The organism is Conexibacter sp. CPCC 205762 (genome assembly GCF_030646155.1).
Classification (GTDB): domain Bacteria; phylum Actinomycetota; class Thermoleophilia; order Solirubrobacterales; family Solirubrobacteraceae; genus Conexibacter.
Map to the genome: position 1 here is coordinate 51,712 of NZ_JAUTDN010000031.1, position 21,154 is coordinate 72,865.

Here is a 21,154-nt window from a genome sequence, read left to right on the forward strand (position 1 = left end):
AACTGCTCCTCCTGCACTCGGGACGGCTGACGGCTGAGCGGCGGACGCTACTCGACCACGATCCGGCCGCGCATCCCGGGGTGCAGCGAGCAGGCGTAGGCGAGCGTGCCGGCCGCTGCGGGCGCCTCCGTCGACCACTCCTCGCCGCCTCTGACGAGCGGCGATCCGATCCCCTCGGCGACGACGTCGTGCGGGACCTCGCCGTCGTTGCGCCAGCGGATCTCCTGGCCGGGCGCGACGGTGATCTCGGCCGGCGCGAAGGTCAGGTCGTCGCGCATCTCGACCGCGACCCCTCCGCTCTGCTCGCCGCCGCCACATCCCCCGAGCGCGACTGCGGTCACGACCAAAGCCGACTTGAGGATCGTGGCGCATTTGTTTTTTGGCATGCCTCAAATATGATTCACTTCCGCCTCATGCACAAGACCACGCGACGATCGCTGCTGTCCACAGCCGGCCTCTCCGCAGCCGGCCTCGTCGCTGCGAAGAGCGTCGGCGCGGCCGCGCATCAGCACGGGGCGAGCGCGCCTGCGCAGGGCCCCGCCCACGCCCACGGCGGCGGCGCCAACGGCCCCAGCTTCCGCGCCGGCGGCGCCGTCGACAACGCGCTCAACGGCTTCGACCCGACCGAGCTGCTGCGCGACTTCGACTGGGGCAGAACGACGCGCCTGCCGTCGGGCCGCGTGCTGCGCGAGTGGACGATCCACGCGCTCGACAAGGAGATCGAGGTCGCGCCCGGCGTCTCCTTCCCGGCCTGGACCTTCAACGGCCGCGTGCCCGGCCCGACGCTGCGCTGCCGCGAGGGCGAGCGGCTGCGGATCGAGTTCGTCAACGGCTCCGCCCACCCGCACACGATGCACTTCCACGGCATCCACCCGTCCGACATGGACGGCGTCCCCGGCCAGGGCGCGGGCCTGGTCGAGCCCGGCATGCGGACCGTCTACGAGTTCGACGCCGAGCCGTTCGGCCTCCACCTCTACCACTGCCACGCCGCGCCGCTGGCGGAGCACATCGCGCGCGGCATGTTCGGCACGTTCATCGTCGACCCGAGAGCCGGCCGGCCGGAAGCCGACGAGCTGGTGATGGTGCAGGCCGGCTGGAACACGACCTTCGACGCGGAGGGCAACCAGCTCTACCACGTCAACGGGATCCCCTTCTGCTACATGCACGAGCCGGTCAGGGTCAGACGCGGCGAGCTGGTGCGGATCTACCTCTCCAACCTGCTCGAGTACGACCCGGTCAACTCGTTCCACCTGCACGGGAACTTCTTCCAGCACTTCCCGACGGGCACGAGCCTGACCCCGATCGAGTTCACCGACACGATCGCGCAGGTGCAGGGCCAGCGCGGGATCCTCGAGATGAGATTTCCGCACCTCGGCCAGTTCATGTTCCACGCCCACAAGAGCGAGTTCGCCGAGCTCGGCTGGATGGGCCTGTTCGAGGTGGTCGCATGAGCGCCGCCGCCCCTGCTCCGGCGGCGCCGCGCGGGCGGGCCCCCGTCTGGCTGCTGGCGGTCGCGATCGTCGCCGTGATCGGCGGCGTGCTGGCCGTGCTGGCGCTCGCCGGCGGCGACACGCTGCCCGAGCGCAGAGGGCCGCCGGTGGAGGAGCTGGCGGTCGAGCGCACGGTCCTGAAGCCGGGCACGATCGAGCTGACGCTGCGCAACACCGGCCCCGACGCGGTCGCGGTCGCGCAGGTGTCGGTCAACGACGCCTTCGTCGACTTCGAGCGCAGCACGAGCGAGATCGGCCGCCTCGGCAGCGCCAAGCTGACGATCGACTACCCGTGGCAGGAGGGCTCGCCGTACGCGATCAACCTGCTGACCTCGACCGGCGCGGTGATCCCCGCGGCGGTCGCCGCCGCCGTCGAGACGCCCGCCGACGACGGCTCGTTCTTCGCGCTGATGGCGCTGCTGGGGCTCTACGTCGGCGTCATCCCGGTCACGCTCGGGATGCTGTTCCTGCCGCTGCTGCGGCGCTCGGGGCCGGCCTGGACGCAGGTGCTGATCGCCTTCACCGTCGGCCTGCTCGCCTTCCTCGTCGTCGACGGCGCGCTGGAGGCGTTCGAGGCCGGCGGCGCGAGCGGCGGCGCCTTCGGCGGGCCGGAGCTGCTGTTCCTCGGCGCGGGGCTGTCGTTCCTCGTGCTGAGCGGGCTCGACGCGTGGACGAAGCGGCGGCGCGCGGGCGCCGCGGCCGGCGGCGCCTCCCCCGCGCGGCTGGCGCTGCTGATCGCGGTCGGGATCGGCCTGCACAACTTCGGCGAGGGGCTCGCGATCGGCTCCGCCTACGCGCTCGGGGCGCTCGCGCTCGGCGCCTTCCTCGTCGTCGGCTTCGCGCTCCACAACACGACCGAGGGACTCGCGATCGTGACCCCGTTCGCGGGCGGCAGATCGCCGTCGCCGCTGCTGCTGGTCGGGCTCGGCGTCGTCGCCGGCGCGCCCGCGATCCTCGGCGCGGTGATCGGCGCGACCGTCGGCAACGCCGAGCTGTCGTCGTTCCTGCTCGGGATCGGCGTCGGCGCGATCGTCCAGGTGGTCGTCCAGCTCGCGCCGGCGATGCGCGACGCGGACGGCAGACTGCTGCACCCGCGCGCCGCCGCCGGGGTCGCGGCGGGCGCGCTGGCGCTGTACGGGACGAGCCTGCTGGTCGCCGCCTAGCGGGCCGCGACGGGGACGGGCAGCTTCTGCCCGTCCTCCGGCGTGACGAGGATCGCGCCCTCGCCGGTCGCGTACGCCTCCTCGCCGTGCTGGACGATGTCCATCCCGATCGCCTCCTCGCGCTCGCTCGCGCGCAGCGGCATCAGCTTGCCGAGCACGATCAGCAGCACGTACGTGACGCCGAAGGCGTAGGCCGGCGTCGCGACCGCCGCGATCAGCTGCCACAGCAGCTGCTTCGCGTCGCCGTGGAGCAGCCCGTCGCCGACGCCGTTCCAGGCCTCGCTCGCGACCAGCCCGAGGAAGACGATCCCGAACAGGCCGGCGGTGCCGTGCGCGGCGAGCACGTCGAGCGTCTCGTCGACGCGCGTGCGCGTGCGCCAGACGATCAGGAAGTACGACGGCAGCGCCGCCAGCGCGCCGAGCGCCATCGCCCAGCCGGGCGAGATGTAGCCGCCGGCCGGCGTGATCGCGACGCAGCCGACGACCATCGCCGTCGCCGCGCCGATCGCCGTCACGTGACGTCCGCGGATCAGGTCGAGCAGCATCCAGACGACGAGCGTGCAGGCCGGCGTCAGCAGCGTGTTGACGAACGCGAGCACCGACGCGTCGCCGACGCCGAAGCCGGAGCCGCCGTTGAAGCCGAACCAGCCGAACCACAGCAGGCCCGCGCCGACGAGCACGTAGACGGCGTTGTGCGGCAGCAGCGCCTGGCGGCCGTAGTCCTTGCGCGCGCCGACGACGAGCGCCGCCGCCAGCGCCGAGAAGCCGGAGCCCATCTCGACCGGCACGCCGCCGGCGAAGTCGAGCGTGCCGTTGGCCTGCAGCCAGCCGCCGCCGAACGCCCAGTGCGCGAGCACGGCGTAGACGAGGATCGACCACAGCGCCGCGAACAGCAGGAACGGCGCGAACCGCATCCGCTCGACGACGGCGCCGGAGACGAGCGCGACGGTGACGATGCAGAAGGTCGCCTGGAAGGCGAAGAAGAGCAGCCCGGGGATCTGCGTGCCGGGATGGGCGGCGAAGCCGACGCCGCTGAGGAAGGCGTGATGGAGGCCGCCGACGAAGCCGTTGCCGTCGTCGAACGCGAGGCTGTAGCCGATCGCCGCCCAGCAGACGGTCGCGACGCCCATCGCGCCCGCGCACATCATGAACGTGTTGAGCGTGTTCTTCGAGCGCACGAGGCCGCCGTAGAAGAGCCCGAGCGCCGGCGTCATCATCAGCACGAGCGCCGTCGCGACCAGCATCCAGGCGGTGTCGGCGGGGTCGATCCCGGCCGCCGCGAGCGGGACGCTCACTTGTCCACCGGCGTGACGGCCGAGACGTCGGTCTCGCCGGTGCGGATGCGGACGACCCGCTCCAGCGGCACGACGAAGACCTTGCCGTCGCCGACCTCGCCGGTCCTGCCGCCCTCGCAGAGCGCGTCGATCGTCTGGTCGACGAAGTCGTCGGAGACGGCGATCTCGAACCGCACCTTCTCCGACAGCCCCACCTTGACGGTCGTGCCGCGGTAGGTCTCGACCCGCTCCAGCTCGCCGCCGTGGCCCTGCACGCGGCTCATCGAGACGCCGCGCACCTCGGCGCGATAGAGCGCTTCCAGGACATCGTTCGCCTTCTCAGGGCGCACGACCCCGATCACCAGCTTCATCGTCTCTCCTGTCCCCGTTTTCCGGGGCGTGAAGCTAGCGACCGGGGATGGCGGTGGGCGCCGGTCAGGCGGCGGCGTGCGCCTCCTGCAGCTGCTCGGGCGCCGGCTCGATCTGCCGCGACAGCAGCCCGATGCCGACGTTGACGACGGCCAGCAGCGCGGCGATCAGCAGGCCGCGGTGGTAGGCGTCGACGAGCGCGGCGTGCTGGCTGGCGCCGGCCGCGAGCGCGTCGGAGGCGCGCGAGTTGGCGAGCGTCGTGACGACCGCGAGGCCGAGCGCGCCGCCGACCTGGAAGGCGGCGGTGACGACGCCGGAGGCGGCGCCGGCCTCCTCGTGGCGGACCTCGGAGATCGCGGCGATCTGGTTCGCGACGCCGACGCCGGTGATGCCGGCGCCGAACAGCACGAAGCCGGGCAGCAGGTCGGTCGCGTAGGCGGCGTCGCCGCCGGCGCGGGCGAGCAGCAGCAGGCCGGCGGCGCTCAGCAGCGCGCCGCCGACGTGGACCGGACGGGTGCCGATCCGCGTCACCAGCGTCGAGGCGATCGTCGCGCCGGCGACGGCGGCGATCCCCATCGGCAGGAAGTGCAGGCCGGCGTCGAGCGCGGAGTCGCCGCGCACCTGCTGCAGGAAGATCGCGGTCAGGAAGAACATCGCGAGGAAGGCGGCGCCGTTGAGCGCGAGCGCCGGCGAGGCGCTGCGCAGGCTGGGGATGCGGAAGAGGCGCAGCGGGACCAGCGGCGCGCTGCTGCGCGCCTCGACGGCGATGAAGCCGGCCAGCAGGGCCGCGGCGGCGGCGAACAGGCCGAGCACCTCGGCGCTGCCGAAGCCGAGCGGCTCGGCGCGGATCACGCCGTAGACGAGCGCCAGCAGGCCGCCGGTGCCGAGCACTGCGCCGGCGGCGTCGAACTCGCGGCGGGCGCCGGGCGCGCGCTCGACGCGCGACTCGGCGACCAGCAGCGGCGTCGCCGCCATCAGCAGCACGCCGATCGGGACGTTGACGAAGAAGACGGCCTCCCAGCCGAGCGCGTCGACGAGCACGCCGCCGGCGATCACGCCGAGCGTGCCGCCGAGGCCGGCGAGCGCGCCCCAGAGGCCGAGCGCGATGTTGCGCTCGCGGCCGTGCGGGAAGGTGACGGTGAGGATCGAGAGCGCGGCCGGCGACAGCAGCGCGCCGCCGAGGCCCTGCACGGCGCGCGCCGCGATCAGCGCGCCCGGTGACGGCGCCAGGCCGGCGGCGAGCGAGCTGACGGTGAACAGCCCGAGGCCGGCGAGGAAGACGGAGCGGCGGCCGAGCAGGTCGGCGGCCCGTCCACCGAGCAGCAGGAAGCCGCCGAACGTGAGCGTGTAGGCGCTGACGACCCACGTGAGGTCCTCGGAGCTGAAGCCGAGGCTGCGCTGGATGTCGGGCAGCGCGACGTTCACGATCGTCACGTCGAGGACGACCATGAACTGCGCGAGCGCGAGCACGGCGAGGACTGCCCAGCGATTGGGCGCGAAGCGAGACATGAGAGAGATCCCTGAATCGTTTGACGACTGAATCATTCGGTGGCCGACCGTACCACGGGACGCGATATGATTCAACGCGTGAACGATTCGATCGCCGAAGAGAACTGCTTCCCGGCGCTCGCCTCCGTGCCGCATTGCGCGAGAGGCAGCCTCGGCCTGCTGCTGTCGTTCCTCGGCAGCGCGATCACCGAGACCGCCGACGGCCAGCTTGCCGCGGCCCAGCTCAACGGCCGCGAGTACTCGATCCTGTCGATCCTCGAGACCGACGGGCCCGGGTCGCAGGCGGAGCTGGCAAGACTGCTCGGCAAGGTCCCGGCGATGGTCGTGATGGCCGTCGACGCGCTGGAGGAGCGCGGCTTCGTCGCGCGCGAGCGCGACCCCGGCGACCGCCGCCGCACGAGAGTCGTGCTGACCGCTGCCGGCCGCGCGGCGCTCGCCCGCGGCCACGAGATCGCCGACGAGACGGTCGCAGGAGCGCTCCCCGGCCTCTCCGCCGAGGAGCGCGGTCAGCTGCACGCGCTGCTCCAGCGCGGGCTCTGGCCTTCCGCGACGTAGCCCCCGCGCGCCGCGCGCCGAAGTCTGCGGCGCAGTACATCGGGTGGATGTACTCCGCCGCAGACTTCCCGCGCGTCAGGCGTCGTCGGGCAGGCGGCGCAGCTCGCGCAGCAGCTTCGTGAGGCTGTCGAGGTAGGGCGGCGGCGGGTCGGCGAGCGCGTAGCCGCCGCCGCGCCGCTCCAGCAGGCCGATCTCGACGAAGCCGGCGACGTGCTCGTCGATGCCGCCGTGCGGGCTGACGCCGGCGGCGCGCGCGAGCCGCGCCTTTGACCACGACTCCCCCGGCCCCTCGGCCAGCAGCGCCTCGATCGCGATCCGCCGCGGCCGCGAGCCGAACAGCCAGTCGCGCCGCGTCAGCACCTTCGCGCCGCGTCTGCGGGCTCTTGCCGCTGGCTTCCGCCTCGCGCCAACGCCGGGCGCCGGTCCGCCCGATGCCGCTCTCCCCTGCCGCGCGTTTTTCCGTCCGCCCTCCATGTAGAATTAATTTCTATCATGAGCCTGCGCTACGACGAGATCGAGATCGACCGACGCCCGCCGCTGCGGGCGCTCGACGGCGGCCGCGAGACGGCCCTGGACGGCCCCATGCCCGAGGTCAGAATCAGCCGCGCCGCGACCCGCGCCGGCGACCGCCACGACCCGTGGACGTTCGTCGCCTCCCCCGCGCTGCGGCAGCTCGCCGACGCCGCGGCCGCGGCCGGCGTCGACTTCGAGCTGGCGATGCGGATCGTCATCGAGGGCACGCTGGCCGAGTGGGAGCTGCGCAGCGCCGGCGTCGACCCGGTCGTGCTCGACAGCGTCGCCGCGCAGGCCTGCGCCGGCGCCCAGCTCGACGAAGCCGCCCGCGCCTACCTGCGCCGCCTGACCGCCGGCCGCGGCGCGGTCGCTCCGCGCTTCGGCGCCGCTCCGCGCGACGCCGACGCGCGCTTCGACGCCGACGCGACCGCGCCCTTCGACGCCGATGCCGCGCCGCGCGACGCCTTCGACGCCGCCCCGCGCCGCGCCGCGCACGCCGACGCGCCGGCCGTGACGGTCGGGCTGCCGGTGCGGCTGAGCGGGCGGCTGCTGCGCGTCGACCTCGACGCGCTGATCGCCTCTGCCGACATCGAGCGCGCGCTCGCGTGGGAGGTCGCCGCCCTGCTCGACGGCCGCACGATCAGCGAATGGGCGCCGATCGTCGCCCTCCGCGCCGGCGCGCTTCAGATCGCCAGCGTCTGAGCGCCGCCGATCTCACGCCTCACTTCGGCGCCGCGGGCCGATCCCCGTGAAGTTGCTGGTCTCACAGACCCGCAACTTCACGGGGATCGACGCCAGCGCGTGCGAAGAGCGGGCCTCAGGCGCCGGCGCGGCGGTCGTGCGCGGTGAGCTCCAGGCGCCGGCGCGGCGGTCTGCGCGGTGAGCTTCAAGGCGCCGGCGCGGCGGTCGTGCGCGGTGAGCTTCAGGCGCCGGCGCGGCGGTCGTGCGCGGTGAGCTTCAGGCGCCGGCGCTGAGGCCCGGCGCGGCGGCGGCGGTGCGGAGGTCGCGGGCCGTGGCGGCGACGGCTGACCAGGCGGGCGGGAGCGGCGGCAGGGCGAGGCGGGCGCGGGTGGCGTTGGCGCGCTCGACGCGGGCGGCGAGGCGGGTCTCGTCGAGCAACGGCGCGAGCCGCGTCGCGTCGCGCGCCTCAGCCGCGAGGCAGGCGAGGTTGTGGCGAAGCGTCGCGCGCCGGCCGCGCGGCGGCTCGTAGGCCAGGTGCTCCCCGCAGCGGCAGGGATGCGCGGCGAACAGCCACTCGCGCGCCTCCTCGCCGGCCGCGCCGTGCGGCGCGCTGCCGAGGATCGCGGGATGGAAGACCGGCACGCCGATCCCGACCACGCCGTCGGAGCCGGCGGCGTCGGGCGGGAAGGTCGGCTGCGCCCCGTCAGCGCCCGCGCAGGTCGCCGCGACCCCGCTCGCCAGCAGCGCCGCATGCCACGCCCCCGCACCCGCCACGACGACCGGCCGTCCGCCCGCCCCCGCCGCAGCGCCAAAACCGCCGCCCGCGCTCGCCGCAGCGCCAAAACCGCCGCCCGCGCTCGCCGCAGCGCCGAAACCGCCGCCCGCGCCGCCGATGCCCGCGCTTGCCGCTCCGCTGAAGCCACCGGGCGCGGGCGCGGCCTGCAGGCCGAGCGCAAGCGTGGTGATCGCCTCGGCGACGCGGGGGCTGGTGCGGGTGGCGTCGTCGTCGAGCAGGACGAGCCAGAAGCCGTCGACCGGGAGGGCGCTGTAGCGGGCGAGCAGCTCGGGCACCGCCTCGGGCAGGTGACGGGCGCGCACGGCGATGGTGGCATACAGCTCGCGCGGCGGATCGTCGGGGCGCTGGGGCGGCGGGCGCCAGCCCTGGCGCTCGTGCCATGCGGCGATCGTCGCCGACGCCAGCAGCAGGTCGTTCGCGCGCCCGATCCCGCCCTCGCGCTCGAAGACGTGGGCGGGCGTCGTCGCAAGCGTCGCGCCGGCCGCGAGCTGGGCGTCGAGGACCGCGTCGGCGTAGTCGGCGGCCGCGCCCGCGGAGAGCGCGCCGGCCTCCAGCTCGAGCGCTTCCGGCTGCGCGTAGGGCAGCGCCGCGAAGGCCGCGCCACGCCGCTCCGGCGGCAGCTGGTTGCGCCACGCCTGCGGCGCCAGCGCGATGCCCATCTCCGCGCGGCGAGTGACGTCGATCGCCCCCTCTCTGACGCTGCTGTGCAGCGGCAGCGCGAGCGTCCCGGCGACGTCGCGCGGGAGCAGGGCCGCGTCGAGGCCGGCGGCGGACCACAGCACGAGCGAGCGCCGCTCGGTGCAGGGGTGCCGTGGTGCTGGGCTGTCGCGACCGTCGCCCATCGGACTGCCAAATGTGACAGCAGCGCCGGACACCGTCGAGCCCCGCGGCGCGCCGCCCACCGCGGCGTGGCAGCGCGAAGGCGTGGCTCAGCCGCTCGCCGCGGCCGCCTCGGCCAGGTAGTCGTCGGAGAAGTCGACGCGGAACTCGGCCCACAGCGGGAGGTGGTCGGACATCTGGTAGGTCCGCCACTCTCTGAACGATCCGATCCCCTGCTGGACCGCTCTGTAGGCGTCCGCGTCGGCGTCGGTGAAGACGTATCTGTAGTAGTCGAAGGTGCCGCCGGCGCCGGTCGCGGCGAAGCGTCTCGGCTGGGCCCGGTAGGCGATCTGGTCGTACTTGCGGTTCTGCAGCGCGTTCGATCCCTTCAGCGCGCGGATGCCGTCGGGGACGGTGAAGCCGCCGTCCTCGGTCAGCACTCTGAACGTCTTCGACTGCTCGTCGAAGATGTTGAAGTCGCCGAGCAAGATGAAGTTGTCGATCGGCGGCGCGGCGTCGGCCGAGTCCGACGGTCTGCTCGACGCCGGCTCGGTCCGTCTGCGCAGGAACGTCGTGATCTGGCGGATCTCCTCGACGCGCTGCGGCGGCTCGGCCTTGTCGTCGCCCCAGAGGATGTGGACCGTCGTCAGCACGAACGACGTCCAGCCGACCTGGAAGCCGGCCATCAGCGGCGTGCGCGCGATCTGCGTGACCGGCACCGTCTCGCCTCTCACTCTCACCGGCGGCAGCACCAGCTCGCCGGCCAGCCCGTTGAAGCGGACCTTGCGGCGGTCGTAGAGGAAGGCGAGCCGCTCGCTGTTGCCGGCCGTGCCCGCGGTCACGTCCGAGACGATGTAGTCCCACTGGTCGCTCAGCCGCGCCATCAGCCGTCTCAGCGCGCGCAGATCCTCGCGCACCTCCTGGATCGCGACGAGGTCGAAGCGGCTGACGATCTCGGCGATGTAGGCGTAGCTCTCCTCCAGCCGCGCGCCGCCCTTCGGCGAGTCGAACTCGCGCAGGTTCCAGGAGCCGAGCACGAGCGTGCCGGGCGTCCGCGGCGGCGGCGCGCCGGGCTCCTCGCGCAGGCCTCTGCGGAGCGCCTGCAGGCGGGCGATCGCGCGCGTGCGCGCAGCGTCGTCAGCAGCCCACTCGGGCACCGCCCCGACGCCCGGTACCAGGTCCCAGTAGCGGGGCATCGCGCGGCATCGTACGCGAGCCGCGCGTCCGTAAAACGAAATTCAGGAGTGTCGATGCGCCGGCTCAGCGCCAGAGCTGTCGCAGCAGCTCGTCGGCGCTGTCCTGCAGCGGCGTCAGCAGCTCGCGCACGCCGGCCAGCCCGGCGCGCAGCTCGGGGTCGCCGACCTCGACCGGCAGCAGCGAGTCCTGCAGGTCGGCGATCGTGTCGTCGGCGGCGCCGACCTCTTCGGCCGCCTCCTCGACGAGGCTGCGCGACCCGTGCCAGGCCGCCGGCGGAGGCGGCTGCGTGAACGTGCGCGCGGGCAGCCCGGCGCGCGTCGCGAAGTCGCTGTGGGTGCGCCGCAGCCTGCCGTAGGCGCCCTGCACGGGCCGGAACAGCAGCGCTTCGAGCTGGTCCCCGCGCGACTCGTCCAGCTCCTCGTAGGCGACGCCGAGCAGCGCGAGCGCCTGCCCCAGCCGCTCGACCGCTTCGGCGACCGTGTCGAGCAGCTGCTGCCGCCCCTCCGCTGTCGTGTAGGCCATGTTGCACAGGGTACGGAGTGGCGGAGCGAGACAGCGGGTAGCGGATGAAGCCTGATGCCGGCCATCCCCCGCACCCGCCGCGCCGACACGACCAAGCCCGGGATCGCGCGCGTCAGACGCGGGCGCGGCTTCAGCTACCGCGATCCGCACGGCGAGCCCGTCGAGGACCCCGCGACGATCGCGCGGATCGGCCAGCTCGCGGTCCCGCCAGCCTGGAGCGAGGTGTGGATCAGCGTCGACCCGCTCGGTCACATCCAGGCGACCGGGATCGACGCGGCCGGCCGCAAGCAGTACCGCTACCACGACGCCTGGCGCGCCCGCCGCGACGCCGCCAAGTTCGACGCGATGCTCGACTTCGCGCGGCTGCTGCCGCGGCTGCGGCGGCGGGTCGCGCGCGACCTCGGCGGCGACGGGCTCGAACGCGACCGGATCGCCGCCTGCGCGGTGCGGCTGCTCGACCTCGGCTTCTTCCGCATCGGCAGCGAGGACTACGCCGAGCAGAACGGCACCTACGGGCTGACGACGCTGCGCAGAGAGCACGTGCGCGTGCGCGCGGCCGCGGTCGTCTTCGACTACCCGGCCAAGCACGGCCTGCGGCGGGTGCAGGAGATCGCCGAGCCGACCGTGCGCGACCTCGTCTGCACGCTCAAGCGGCGCCGCGGCGGCGGCGAGGAGCTGCTCGCCTTCAAGCGCTCCGGCCGCTGGGCCGACCTGAAGGCGGAGGACGTCAACGCGTACCTGAAGGACGCGACCGGCGGCGACGTCAGCGCGAAGGACTTCCGCACCTGGAACGCGACCGCGCTGTGCGCGCTCGTGCTCGCGCGGCGGGCGGCTGAGGCCGGCCCGAGAGCGTCGCGCAAGCGGATCGCGACGGCGGCGATCAGAGAGGTCGCCGGCTACCTCGGCAACACGCCCGCGGTCTGCCGCAGATCGTACGTCGACCCGCGTGTGCTGGACCGCTTCGCCGCCGGCCAGACGATCGCGCCGACGCTGGCGCGCGGGCTCGAGCCGCCGCCGGCCGCGAGCGAGGACGCGGCGCAGCCGGTCGACCAGCGCTCCGTCAGCGAGCAGGTGCGGCGCGCGGTGCTCGACCTGATCGGGTAGCCGCGGCGCTCATCTGCCCGCCGGGTCGACCAGCACGAGCGTGCCGTCGGGCAGCTGGTAGACCTGGCCGACCGCTCTGCCTCTGCCGGACGCGGTTCTTCTCGACGACGGCGCTCTCACCGTCGTTCTCGCCCCGGCCGCGTCGTCTCTTCTCGTGGACGACGGCAGTGCTCTGCTCATCCCGAGGCCGGCGATCAGGAAGGCGACCGCGAGCACCATGCCGACGTCGAACAGGTTGACCAGCCCGTCGAGCGGGTCGCCGCCGTCGGCGTCGAGCTGGCCGTGGCGGCCGAGGCCGACGCGTCTCATGCCGCGCGCTCCCCGACCGCGGCGGTGACGCGCTGGTGCGGCGGCGCCTGCGGCGCGAACGCCGCGACCGCGCGCTCCAGCGCCGCAAGGTCCTCGGTGTAGACGCGCGTGCGGTAGAGCGTCAGCGCGAAGGCGCCGGTGCCGATCACGATCCCCACGACCGTCGCCGCGAAGGCGATCTGAAGGTCGCCTGCGAGCTGCTCGAAGTCGCCGTCGCCGAGCGCCGCGAGGCCCGGAGCGAGCGGGATCAGCGTCCCCATCAGCCCCAGCGCCGGGCCGGCGCGGACGAGCATCCGCGTGTGGTCGAGCCGCCGCTGGATCCGCAGCTCGTAGTCGGCGAGCGCGTGCTCGACGCCGTCGCGGCCGCCGTCGGAGACGGCCGCCGCGAGGTCGACGACGGTCCGCTCGGCGAGCGTCCCCGGCGCCGCGCGCGCGATCCGCGGCGCCTGCGCCGGCGCCGCCAGCGCCCGCCGCGCGATCTCCTGCAGCCCGGGGTTGGAGGGCCGGATCCGCCGCCAGCCCTCGGTCAGCACCTTGCCCAGCTCCAGCACGAGCAGCGCCAGCAGCACGACCGCGACCGCGTGGACGACGCCCTGCAGGCCGCCGGTCAGCCCGGCGAGCGCCTGCCCGAACGGGTCCTCGCCGCTCGCCAGCGGCAGCGCGAGAGCCGGCGCCGCCGGCGTCATCTGGCCGCCCCCGGCTTGAAGACGCCCTCGAAGTGCCAGCGGCCGGTGAAGTCGTTGAACGGCCCGCCGACGATCTGACTCGACCAGGTGATCGCGTATCTGCGCGTCTTCGCGTCGTACGTCCCGCGAATCGGCGTCGTCTTGCCGGGCAGCTTGCCGTTGGGCTTCGGCGTCCCCTGGTTGAAGTAGATCGAGTTCCACGAGGCGGTGAAGCTGCGCAGGTCGCCGGTCAGCGTTCGGCCGTTCGCCCAGATCGCGGGCAGGACGGCGATCGCGGCGCCGCTCTGCTTGTCGACGTCGGCGGTCGAGAGGCTGAACTTGATGCCTGCGAACGGCAGCGGTCTGACGATCCGGTTGGCGAGCGCGAAGCCGTTGGGCGCGAACGCCGGCGTCGGCTGCGGCTGCCAGCCGCCGGTCCGGATCCCCTTGTCGATCCCAGGCGTGAAGAGCGTGTAGGTCTTGTCCTTCGCGCGCGAATCGGAGTTCTCGAAGAACGGCCCCTTCACGAGCGGATCGCCGTTGGGGTAGGTCATGCGGAAGTAGGAGCCGCTGACGACCGCTCTCCGCTTGCCCTTCGCAGGCGCGTATCTGCCGGGCGCGATCTGGAACGTGCCGACGAGCGCGGTTCTCGCGGCCTGCGCGGCGGCGGCCGGAAGGGCGGCGATCAGACCGCCACCGGCGAGCGCGAGGACGGCGGCGCTGAGACGTCGAGACATGGGAGCTCCTCTTCGGGATCGGGTTCGGTTGGCGGCGTCGGGCGGCGGCCGGCGAGCAGGCCGAGCGCGATCACGAGCAGGCCCGGCACGACGAACAGCCACGGGAAGAGCGGGAACGGCGGCAGCGCGGCGACGGCGCGGTAGCGGCCGACGTTGTCGCTCATCACGCCGATCATCGGCGTCATGTCGTTGAGGATCCGCGTCCAGCGCCGCTGCAGCCGCATCGCCGCCGGCAGCTCCGCTCGCAGTCTCGCCTCGCTCCAGCCGCGCGCCCGCAGCCGCGGCACCAGCTCGGTGCGGATCGTGCCCTGGCCGACGGCGATCGTGCCGAAGTGGCCCTGCACGGTCTGAACGGTTCTGCGCGTCTCCAGCGTCTTGAACGCGTCGACCATGCGACCGCCCTGGGGCGCGCGCGTGAACATCTGGAAGACGACCGGCGCGAGCACGAGGCCGACGCCGAGCGCGATCGTCGCCCGCCGCAGCGGGATCCAGCTCGCCGGACGGCGGCGGCCGAGCAGCAGGCCGGCGAGCGCCAACAGCACCAGCAGCGCGCCCGGGACGAGGAAGAACCAGGGGAAGAGCGTGAACGACGGCAGCGCCGCGACGGCATCGTAGTTCTGGCGGTTGGCGGCGATCGTCCCGAGCAGCCCGTCGAACGTTCTTCTGACCGCCGGCCACTGCTGCGAGAAGAGCGCGACCTGCGGCGATCTGGTCAGGAACTGCTGCTGGCGCTGCCGCGGGTCCTTCGTCGCGGGGACGAAGAGCGCGGGCGCGACCGTCAGCGCCTCCTGCGCGTAGGCGTCGACCTCGCGGATGTTGCGCTGGAAGCCCTCGATCCGCTCGGCGGTCATGTAGGGGGCGAAGGCATCGACCATCTTGGCGCCCTGCGGCGCGCGCGCGAACATCTGCGTCGCGAACGGCAGCGCGATCAGCGCCGCGCCGACCGCGAGCGCCAGCAGCAGCGGCCAGCGCCGCCGCGCGACCAGCCGGCGGCCGCTGGCGGCGTCGCGCACGTGCACGCCGGCGGCCGCCGCCGCGCCGCGCGTGAACGGGCGCGCGGCGCGCTGCGCGGCGACGATCGCCTCGGTCGGCAGCGGCCGCGCGCCGCTGGGGCGCGGCCGCAGCCGTTCGAGCGCGATGCCGGCGAGCAGCAGCAGGCCGAGCAGCCCGCCGACGGCGAGCGTCGCACGTTGTCTGTTCGTCAGGCCGCTGTCGTCGGCGCCTCTTCTCGTTCTCAGCGCCGGCCCGCCGGCCGCTCTGACGACGTCGCCGGTCACCTCCTCGCCGCCGTCGGCCGGCGTCTCGGCCGCCGCTCTTCTCTCCCCCGCTCCCGCCCGTCTGCCGCCCCGCTCACGTCTGTCGCCGCGCTCGCCGCTGCCGCCGTCGCCGCCGCCCGCGGTCGCTCTCTCGAAGGCGCCCGGGTCGGCGCGGCCGCTCGCGCCCGCGCTGCCGCTCGACGCACCTTCGTCGGAGCTGCCGCTGCTCTCGCGCTTCTGCGATGTGTCGTGCAGTCTTCGCTCGGCCGCGCGGCGCTTCGCGTCGGCCCGTCTGCGGGCGGCGTCGGGGCCGCCGCTGGTGCTCTTGACCGGCGCCAGCCGGAAGGAGAGGCCGTCGAAGGCCGGGAACGCCTGCGCCGTCTCGACGACCGACGGCGGCACCTGGCTGTACTGGCCGCCCTTCGAGGTGAGGCCGCCGCTCGTCTGCTGCTGGTAGTCGGTCAGCCCCTGCGCGAGCGTCTTGCCGGTCTGCGTGCGGATCGGCGGCACGCCGAAGGCGGCGACCGCCTGGATCGCGTACGCGGTCGCGGAGACCGAGCCGGCGGCGGAGGCCTTGTCGAGCCGCGTCGACTCGGCCAGCGCGCCGTCGTTGATCTGCGCCGCGCGCAGGTAGTCGAAGCCGCTGCGCACCTGCGGCGCGTCGCGGTCGGCGACGCCGGTCGCGGCGAGCGCCTGCAGCACGACCGCGGTCGAGCTTGAGTCGGCGTTGCCGTCCGGTCCCCAGGCGCCGTCGGAGGTCGTCGCGGTCAGCAGCGACTGCGCCGCCGCGCGCGCCTTCGCGCGGGCGCTGCCGCTGTCGGCCGACAGCAGCCCGAAGATCGCGAAGGCGGCGCCGCGCGGGTCGGCGCGGACGGCGCTCTCGCTCAGCCGCGCCTCGATCTTCTCCAGCGGGTGGCCGAAGGCGCTCGCGCCCAGTCTGCTCGTGTTCTGCACGAGCGCGAGCAGGCCGAGCTGCTCCAGCGAGCCGTAGGCGCCGAGGTGGCCGACGAGCCACTGCTCGGCGCTGCGGCCGTTCTTGAGGAACTCGTCGCGCGGGTGCTTGCCGGCCGCCAGCAGCGCGACCGACGCCCACAGCGTCGCGTCGGCGTCGGAGGCGCCGCCCTTCTTCGCGCCGAAGCCGCCGTCGCTGTTCTGCGCGTCCTCGATGAAGCCGACGGCGCGCGAGGCGCTGCCGGCGGCGTGCGCGGCCGGCGCGCCGGCGAGCAGCGGCGCGGCGACGAGCGCGAGCAGCAGCGCGACCGCCAGCGCGACGCGGCGGCCCGATGTGGCAGGTGCGGTCACGGCCTCAGGGGGCGGCGGACGCTCTGCGGGCCCAGATGTCGTTGCACGCCTCGCAGACCTCCTGCGGGATCACGCCGGCGCGGATCAGCAGCGCGAACGCCTGGCAGCCGAGGCAGAGGCCGGCGAACGCCTCCAGGCTCGCGGCGACGACGAGCGCCGCGATCACGACGTAGCCGGCGGTCTCGAGCCCGAGCAGGAACAGCACGCCGGCGCTGGCCGAGAAGACCAGCCCGATCGTCTGCGCGAACCGCTTCGGCGGGCCGGGCACGAGCTTCGCTCTGAACGGCAGCCGCGGCACGATCAGCCTGCTCGCGACGAGCGCGAGCGGGCTGAAGCGCGGGCCCGACAGCACCCGCAGCAGGAAGCCGGCCGCGAGCACAGCGCTCAGCCACGGCAGCTGCAGCAGCACCGTCGCCAGCCCCAGCAGCACGACGCCGGCGGCGACGGTGCGCGCCATCACCTCGTTGACGGGGTTGGGGAACGACACGAGCGAAGCGAGTCCGGTTGGCTGACGCGACACGTGAACGGCTCCTGGCGACGTGGGTGCGAGAACGGCTCGAAAAACAATACTAGTTTGTCTACCGATTTTGTCGACTTTAACGGACGACCCGCACGGTGACGACGCGAGCGACCGTCTTCGAGCCGAGCTTCAGCCGCACCGTGACGCGATGTGTCCCGAGCCGCGCTCGCGCGCCGACGCGCAACGGCACCGTCACCGTCGCCCGCCCGCCGGCCGCGACCGCCTTCACCGCGACGACCGCCGCCTTGGCGCGCAGCGCCTTCGGCGCCGTCAGCGACGCCGACGTCTTCGCCAGCCGGCCGCCGGTGCCGTTGCGCAGCGTGAAGCGCAGCGCGGCGGTGCGCCCGCGCCTGACCTTCACCGACGCCGCCTTCGCGGCGAACGTGACGACGCCGTTTCTGCCGGCGGCGCCTCTCGCGCCGATCGGGCCGGCGGGTCCTGCAGGGCCGGCGGGACCGGCGGCACCCGGCGCCCCCGGCTCGCCCTTCTCCCCCGGCACGTTGCCGGCCGGCTCGGTGCCGACGCCGGAGAGCGCGGCGGTCAGCGTCTCGCCCTCGGCGCTGACCGTCAGCGTCGCGGTGCGCTCCCCCACCCCGCTCGGGACGAACCGCAGCTCGACGCCGAGCGCGTGCTCGATGCCCGGCTGCAGCGTCGCCGGGAAGGCGTCGATCGACTCGTCGTCGATCGTCCGGTCGACGACGAGGAAGTCCTTCGCGTTCGGTCCGCTCAGCCTGATCCGCGTGATCGTCGAGGGGTCGTCCTGCGAGCGGAAGGCGATCGTCTTCGGCGCCGTCACGCTGCCGACGGGGTTGGCGAAGAAGCCGAGCTGGTCGGCGCTGACGAAGCGCAGCGTCGGCGCGGTGCTCGCGAGCTGCTGGCTGGCGTAGGTGCCGACGCCGATGAAGCCGGCCCGCTTCAGCGTGCCGACCCGCTGCGGCACCTCGGTCGAGGTCTGCGAGCCGTCGGTCGCGCCCGGCGCTCCGCTGTACGGGACGGCGAACTCGTATCTGGCCGGCGCGGCGCCGAAGCCGAGCTGGCCGTTCGTTCCGTAGCCCCACGCGAAGACGCGGCCGGGCGAGCTGCCGCCGCTGATCGCATAGGTCGTGCCGCCGGCCGCGACGAGCTGCGTGAACGGCGGGTAGTTGGCCGGATGCGCCGCCTTCGCGAGCGGCGCGGTCGGGACGAGCACGTTGGCGTCGGAGCCGATGCCGAGGCCGAGGTTGCCGGGCGCGTCGTAGCCCCATGCCTTGAAGCTGCCGTCGTCATAGAGCGCGAAGCTCTCGCTGTCGCCGGCGGCGACCGCGAGCGGGTGCGCGGCGGCCGGGGCGGCCGGCGCGATGATCTGCACCGGCGCGTCGCGGTTGGAGGTCGTCGCGCCCTGCCCGAGCTGGCCGTAGTCGTCGTTGCCCCAGCCCCAGACGCTGCCGTCGGCGAGCACGACGAGCGCGTGCGTCAGCCCGGCGGCGATCGCGACCGCTCTCGCCGGCAGGGTGACCGCTCTCGGCGTGCCGGTCTGGCCGGCGGCGACGGCGGCGGCGCTGCCGAGCGTGTTCGCCTGCCCCCACGCCCAGACGCTGCCGTCGCCCTTCAGCGCGAGGCTGAGCCCGCCGCCGGCCGCGACGGCGCTGACGTCGCTGAGGCCGGCGATCGCCGTCGGCGTCGTCACGACGCTGCCGGGCGCGGCGCCGGCGGCACCCGTGGCGTTGGCGCCGAAGCCGGCGACGGTGCCGTCGGCGCGCACGATCAGCGTCGCCTCGGCGGCGGCCGCGACCGCTCTGGCGCCCTCCGTGCCGGGGATCGGCGTGAAGGGGATCCGCGATCTCTCGCCGCCGAGCCCGAGCTGCCCGCTGCCGGCCGCCTGGACGCCCGCGGGCGTCAGCACGTACGTCGCGTCGGTGCCGATCGCGGCCGCGGTCGCGCCGGCCAGCGCCGGCAGCGGCGTCGGCGCGATCGCGCCGCCGGACGGCAGCCCGAACGGCTCGGGCGCGCCCCAGCCGACGACGGTGAGGGCGTCGTCCGCGTGCGCGGCGGGAGCGGCGGACGCGGCGAGCGCGAGCGCCGTCAGCACGACGGTGAGCGAGGAACGGCGCGGCAGGGTCTTCAGAGGCATCTGCGGGTCTTCCTGGTCGGAGCGTGGACGGATGCTGCGGGCCGCGAGGTCCCCCTCCCTCGCGGCCCGCGTGGTCCGGCGGCCTAGTTGAGGACGCCGACGAGCTGGAACTTCGCCTGGTAGGCCTCGAAGCCCGGCGCGTACGGCGACGCCAGGTCGGTGTTCCAGTTGAGCGTGATCGTGGCTCTGCCGCTTCTGGTGGCGTCGCCGGTGATCGAGCCGGTCAGCGGGGCGATCCGCCCGGTCGCGGCGCTGGAGCCGGTGCCGACGTAGTAGTCGTTGCCGCCGTAGCTGACCCACAGGCCGGACAGGTCGCCTCTGACGAGGCTGCGCGTGCCAGCGCTGCTGGCGCTGCCGGAGAACGTCAGCGACGGCGTCCAGCCCGGGTTCGACGTCGGCGTCGCCGCTCTCGTCTGGAGCGTGAACGGGACGGTGTTGAACGGGTCGGTCAGGTTGCCGACGATGTTGGTCGTGACTCTGCCGAGCGCCAGGCCGGCCGCGCTGCCGCCGCCGCTGTTGCCCTTCCGGATCACCGTGAAGAGGCCGGACGGCGTGCCCGACCAGGTCGTCGAGGGGTTCTGGAAGTAATTCGGCGTGGCGGTGTTGTCGTCGGTCGGGAGGCTGACCCACGAGTTGGCCGGCGGGTTGCCGCTGGTCGCGCCGTCGGTCAGCTGGATCGTGCCGCTGGAGAGCGTGAAGTCGGCGTTCGCGGCACCCGCGAGCGAGCCGAGGCCGGCGACGGCGAGCGCCGCGGCGACGACGGCACGGCGGGCGTGCGCGCGGCGCACGCTGCGGGACGGTGTGGTACTCATTGGTGATCCCCCTTGTGGGATGGAATTTGCGCGCACGCCTGTTACGTGCGCGTCCTGCTGGTCCTCGCCCCGCGGCCTCCACGCCGCGGGGCGAAGTCGTTCGAGGGCGTCATCCCGCCGGGACGAACGTGCCCTCCAAGTGCCATCGGCCGGTGTAGGTGTCGAACGGGCCGCCGACGATCAGGCTCTGCCAGTCGAGCGTGTAGCGGCTGCTCGCGGCGTCGTAGCTGCCGCTGATCGCGACCGTCCCGGCCGCTCTGTCGAGCGCCGGCACGATCCCGGGCAGGCCCGCGTAGGAGCCGTCGGGCTTCGGCGCGCCCTGGTTGAACGACTGGCCGTTCCACTGCGCCGCCCAGGCGGTCGTCTGGCCGCTCAGGCGGCCGTCCTTGACCGCGATCTGCGGCAGCGGATCGGCCTGCCCGGTCTGCGGGTCAGTCGCGTCGGAGACGATGCTGAAGTGCACGCCGAAGAAGGTCTGCGGCTGCGTGACGCGGGCCGCGAGCGCGTTGCCGGTCGGGCTGCCGTCAGGGTTTCTTCTCGCGAACGCGGGCGACGGCGGCGGCTGGAAGGCGACCGTGCTGAGGCCGCCGTCGCTGCCGGGCCGCAGCGGCGTGTAGGTCGTGTCGAGCAACGGCGAGTCGCCGTTGGGCAGCGGCGAGAAGGCGGCGCCGCCGAGCATGCGAAACCACGAGCCGCTGAGTCTGCCGCTGGTCGCCTGCGCGCCCGCGTCGAGCTTGAAGAGGCCCTTCAGCGGGGTCGCGCCCGCGGGCGTCGGCGACGGGTCGGCCGGCGTGGCCGGGCCGGCGCCGGGGGCGGGCGTGGTGGTCGTGCCGCCGCCGGGGGTCGTCGTGCCGCCGGTTCTGGTCGCCTTGGTCGTGAGCGTGCGGGCGAGCGCCTTGCCGGAGGCCCTGCCGGCGATCGTGACGCGAGCGGAGAGCGCCAGCCGGCCGGTCAGCTTCGTCGTGCGGGTCAGCTTGAAGGCGCGCTTGGCGTCGAGCTTGACGCTGAACCGCTCGCGCTTGCGCCTGGCGTCGGTGAGCGTGAACGCGACGCGCGTGCGCGCTCGCTGCCCGGCCTTGCCGCGCGGCAGCGTGACGCGGCCCGCGAGCGTCAGCTTCTGCCCGCTCGCCTTCGCCTGCGTGAGCGTGAGCTTGGCGGGCGCGCTTGCGACAGCCGGCGTGGCCACGGCGAGCGCGGCGAGCAGGACGAGCGGTACGACGCTTCGCACGAGACGACCCCTGACATCGATGACGGATGGCGAGCCGGCCGCTGCGGCCCGCGTCAGTTCTGGCGCGTTCCGCGCGGTCCGTGGTCAGCGGCCGGCTCGAAAAACAACCTTATATTCTCGATCGGAGTTGTCAAGATTAAAATGAGCGCACGCCTTCGGGGCGCGGCGGGCGGCGGCGCGGCCGGCGGCGGGCGGCGGCGTCGCGGCGGGCGGCCGGCGGCGG

At 74.2% G+C, this 21,154-nt stretch carries 21 protein-coding genes; 5 read left to right on the forward strand and 16 right to left on the reverse strand.

The features are described from left to right. Positions 1 to 47: 47 nt before the first annotated feature. On the reverse strand, positions 48 to 386 hold the full coding sequence (locus Q7L73_RS20475) for a cupredoxin domain-containing protein (RefSeq protein ID WP_304692006.1): 339 nt from the start codon (positions 384 to 386) through the stop codon (positions 48 to 50). 27 nt (positions 387 to 413) lie between these two features. Here Q7L73_RS20475 and Q7L73_RS20480 point away from each other — a divergent pair, with 27 nt between their 5' ends. Then, complete coding sequence (locus tag Q7L73_RS20480; RefSeq protein WP_304692004.1) at positions 414 to 1,451, forward strand: multicopper oxidase domain-containing protein; 1,038 nt, start codon at positions 414 to 416, stop codon at positions 1,449 to 1,451. After that, positions 1,448 to 2,653: a ZIP family metal transporter gene (locus Q7L73_RS20485; RefSeq protein ID WP_304692002.1), complete on the forward strand. Its 1,206-nt coding sequence runs from the start codon at positions 1,448 to 1,450 to the stop codon at positions 2,651 to 2,653. The genes Q7L73_RS20480 and Q7L73_RS20485 overlap by 4 nt, the downstream gene beginning before the upstream one ends. On the opposite strand, the gene Q7L73_RS20490 is transcribed toward Q7L73_RS20485, so the two are convergent. The 3 genes from Q7L73_RS20490 to Q7L73_RS20500 all read right to left on the reverse strand — a co-directional run bounded on the left by Q7L73_RS20490 (position 2,650) and on the right by Q7L73_RS20500 (position 5,805). Continuing rightward, positions 2,650 to 3,897, reverse strand: a complete 1,248-nt coding sequence (locus tag Q7L73_RS20490) for an ammonium transporter (RefSeq protein WP_370552421.1) — start codon at positions 3,895 to 3,897, stop codon at positions 2,650 to 2,652. The two genes, Q7L73_RS20485 and Q7L73_RS20490, sit on opposite strands and share 4 nt — an antisense overlap. A gap of 47 nt (positions 3,898 to 3,944) precedes the next feature. Then, positions 3,945 to 4,298, reverse strand: coding sequence for a P-II family nitrogen regulator (locus Q7L73_RS20495; protein WP_304691998.1), 354 nt, complete (start codon positions 4,296 to 4,298; stop codon positions 3,945 to 3,947). A 64-nt stretch (positions 4,299 to 4,362) separates the two neighbouring features. Next, entirely contained in the window at positions 4,363 to 5,805 is a 1,443-nt protein-coding gene (locus Q7L73_RS20500) for an MFS transporter (RefSeq protein ID WP_304691995.1), read from the reverse strand. 78 nt (positions 5,806 to 5,883) lie between these two features. On the opposite strand from Q7L73_RS20500, the gene Q7L73_RS20505 reads away from it, so the two are divergent. Then, positions 5,884 to 6,360, forward strand: a complete 477-nt coding sequence (locus Q7L73_RS20505) for a MarR family winged helix-turn-helix transcriptional regulator (RefSeq protein ID WP_304691993.1) — start codon at positions 5,884 to 5,886, stop codon at positions 6,358 to 6,360. Between the two features lie 75 nt (positions 6,361 to 6,435). Here Q7L73_RS20505 and Q7L73_RS20510 read toward each other — a convergent pair whose 3' ends face one another. Further along, on the reverse strand, positions 6,436 to 6,720 hold the full coding sequence (locus Q7L73_RS20510; RefSeq protein WP_304691991.1) for a hypothetical protein: 285 nt from the start codon (positions 6,718 to 6,720) through the stop codon (positions 6,436 to 6,438). A gap of 132 nt (positions 6,721 to 6,852) precedes the next feature. Here Q7L73_RS20510 and Q7L73_RS20515 point away from each other — a divergent pair, with 132 nt between their 5' ends. Then, the gene (locus tag Q7L73_RS20515; protein WP_304691990.1) at positions 6,853 to 7,575 is read left to right on the forward strand and encodes a hypothetical protein; all 723 of its coding nucleotides are present in this window, start codon (positions 6,853 to 6,855) and stop codon (positions 7,573 to 7,575) included. A 255-nt stretch (positions 7,576 to 7,830) separates the two neighbouring features. Here Q7L73_RS20515 and Q7L73_RS20520 read toward each other — a convergent pair whose 3' ends face one another. The 3 genes from Q7L73_RS20520 to Q7L73_RS20530 form a co-directional block, all read right to left on the reverse strand. Then, positions 7,831 to 9,192, reverse strand: coding sequence for a hypothetical protein (locus tag Q7L73_RS20520; RefSeq protein WP_304691989.1), 1,362 nt, complete (start codon positions 9,190 to 9,192; stop codon positions 7,831 to 7,833). A gap of 87 nt (positions 9,193 to 9,279) precedes the next feature. Further along, on the reverse strand, positions 9,280 to 10,365 hold the full coding sequence (locus tag Q7L73_RS20525) for an endonuclease/exonuclease/phosphatase family protein (protein WP_304691988.1): 1,086 nt from the start codon (positions 10,363 to 10,365) through the stop codon (positions 9,280 to 9,282). Between the two features lie 64 nt (positions 10,366 to 10,429). Beyond that, the gene (locus tag Q7L73_RS20530) at positions 10,430 to 10,888 is read right to left on the reverse strand and encodes a hypothetical protein (RefSeq protein ID WP_304691987.1); all 459 of its coding nucleotides are present in this window, start codon (positions 10,886 to 10,888) and stop codon (positions 10,430 to 10,432) included. Positions 10,889 to 10,942: 54 nt separating this feature from the next. Between Q7L73_RS20530 and Q7L73_RS20535 the strand changes: the two genes are divergently transcribed. Beyond that, positions 10,943 to 11,992: a DNA topoisomerase IB gene (locus Q7L73_RS20535; protein WP_304691986.1), complete on the forward strand. Its 1,050-nt coding sequence runs from the start codon at positions 10,943 to 10,945 to the stop codon at positions 11,990 to 11,992. A gap of 9 nt (positions 11,993 to 12,001) precedes the next feature. Here the strand turns inward: Q7L73_RS20535 and Q7L73_RS20540 are convergent, their stop codons facing one another. The 8 genes from Q7L73_RS20540 to Q7L73_RS20575 all read right to left on the reverse strand — a co-directional run bounded on the left by Q7L73_RS20540 (position 12,002) and on the right by Q7L73_RS20575 (position 20,931). Beyond that, a complete protein-coding gene (locus tag Q7L73_RS20540) occupies positions 12,002 to 12,301 on the reverse strand; it encodes a DUF2149 domain-containing protein (RefSeq protein WP_304691985.1) in 300 nt (99 codons plus the stop codon). Beyond that, the gene (locus Q7L73_RS20545) at positions 12,298 to 12,987 is read right to left on the reverse strand and encodes a MotA/TolQ/ExbB proton channel family protein (RefSeq protein WP_304691984.1); all 690 of its coding nucleotides are present in this window, start codon (positions 12,985 to 12,987) and stop codon (positions 12,298 to 12,300) included. Before Q7L73_RS20545 ends, Q7L73_RS20540 begins: the two co-directional genes overlap by 4 nt. Next, a complete protein-coding gene (locus Q7L73_RS20550) occupies positions 12,984 to 13,703 on the reverse strand; it encodes a hypothetical protein (protein WP_304691983.1) in 720 nt (239 codons plus the stop codon). Before Q7L73_RS20550 ends, Q7L73_RS20545 begins: the two co-directional genes overlap by 4 nt. Then, positions 13,652 to 16,261, reverse strand: a complete 2,610-nt coding sequence (locus Q7L73_RS20555) for a prenyltransferase/squalene oxidase repeat-containing protein (protein WP_304715629.1) — start codon at positions 16,259 to 16,261, stop codon at positions 13,652 to 13,654. The genes Q7L73_RS20550 and Q7L73_RS20555 overlap by 52 nt, the downstream gene beginning before the upstream one ends. 4 nt (positions 16,262 to 16,265) lie before the next feature. After that, positions 16,266 to 16,781 carry a DUF4395 domain-containing protein gene (locus Q7L73_RS20560; RefSeq protein ID WP_304696245.1) on the reverse strand — a complete coding sequence of 172 codons (516 nt, stop codon included), beginning with the start codon at positions 16,779 to 16,781 and terminating at the stop codon, positions 16,266 to 16,268. Positions 16,782 to 16,857: 76 nt separating this feature from the next. Then, positions 16,858 to 18,891, reverse strand: a complete 2,034-nt coding sequence (locus tag Q7L73_RS20565; RefSeq protein ID WP_304696243.1) for an RCC1 domain-containing protein — start codon at positions 18,889 to 18,891, stop codon at positions 16,858 to 16,860. A gap of 83 nt (positions 18,892 to 18,974) precedes the next feature. Continuing rightward, positions 18,975 to 19,703: a hypothetical protein gene (locus tag Q7L73_RS20570; RefSeq protein WP_304696241.1), complete on the reverse strand. Its 729-nt coding sequence runs from the start codon at positions 19,701 to 19,703 to the stop codon at positions 18,975 to 18,977. A gap of 109 nt (positions 19,704 to 19,812) precedes the next feature. Next, entirely contained in the window at positions 19,813 to 20,931 is a 1,119-nt protein-coding gene (locus Q7L73_RS20575) for a hypothetical protein (RefSeq protein ID WP_304696239.1), read from the reverse strand. Positions 20,932 to 21,154: the final 223 nt, after the last annotated feature.

Coding starts and splice junctions, on each gene's coding strand:
- Q7L73_RS20520 (WP_304691989.1), bottom strand. CDS start 9,192: ATGGGCGACGGTCGCGACAGCCCAGCACCACGGCACCCCTGCACCGAG.
- Q7L73_RS20570 (WP_304696241.1), bottom strand. CDS start 19,703: ATGAGTACCACACCGTCCCGCAGCGTGCGCCGCGCGCACGCCCGCCGT.
- Q7L73_RS20490 (WP_370552421.1), bottom strand. CDS start 3,897: ATGCTGGTCGCGACGGCGCTCGTGCTGATGATGACGCCGGCGCTCGGG.
- Q7L73_RS20485 (WP_304692002.1), top strand. CDS start 1,448: ATGAGCGCCGCCGCCCCTGCTCCGGCGGCGCCGCGCGGGCGGGCCCCC.
- Q7L73_RS20565 (WP_304696243.1), bottom strand. CDS start 18,891: ATGCCTCTGAAGACCCTGCCGCGCCGTTCCTCGCTCACCGTCGTGCTG.
- Q7L73_RS20515 (WP_304691990.1), top strand. CDS start 6,853: ATGAGCCTGCGCTACGACGAGATCGAGATCGACCGACGCCCGCCGCTG.
- Q7L73_RS20480 (WP_304692004.1), top strand. CDS start 414: ATGCACAAGACCACGCGACGATCGCTGCTGTCCACAGCCGGCCTCTCC.
- Q7L73_RS20500 (WP_304691995.1), bottom strand. CDS start 5,805: ATGTCTCGCTTCGCGCCCAATCGCTGGGCAGTCCTCGCCGTGCTCGCG.
- Q7L73_RS20540 (WP_304691985.1), bottom strand. CDS start 12,301: ATGAGACGCGTCGGCCTCGGCCGCCACGGCCAGCTCGACGCCGACGGC.
- Q7L73_RS20530 (WP_304691987.1), bottom strand. CDS start 10,888: ATGGCCTACACGACAGCGGAGGGGCGGCAGCAGCTGCTCGACACGGTC.
- Q7L73_RS20495 (WP_304691998.1), bottom strand. CDS start 4,298: ATGAAGCTGGTGATCGGGGTCGTGCGCCCTGAGAAGGCGAACGATGTC.
- Q7L73_RS20545 (WP_304691984.1), bottom strand. CDS start 12,987: ATGACGCCGGCGGCGCCGGCTCTCGCGCTGCCGCTGGCGAGCGGCGAG.
- Q7L73_RS20525 (WP_304691988.1), bottom strand. CDS start 10,365: ATGCCCCGCTACTGGGACCTGGTACCGGGCGTCGGGGCGGTGCCCGAG.
- Q7L73_RS20550 (WP_304691983.1), bottom strand. CDS start 13,703: ATGTCTCGACGTCTCAGCGCCGCCGTCCTCGCGCTCGCCGGTGGCGGT.
- Q7L73_RS20475 (WP_304692006.1), bottom strand. CDS start 386: ATGCCAAAAAACAAATGCGCCACGATCCTCAAGTCGGCTTTGGTCGTG.
- Q7L73_RS20535 (WP_304691986.1), top strand. CDS start 10,943: ATGCCGGCCATCCCCCGCACCCGCCGCGCCGACACGACCAAGCCCGGG.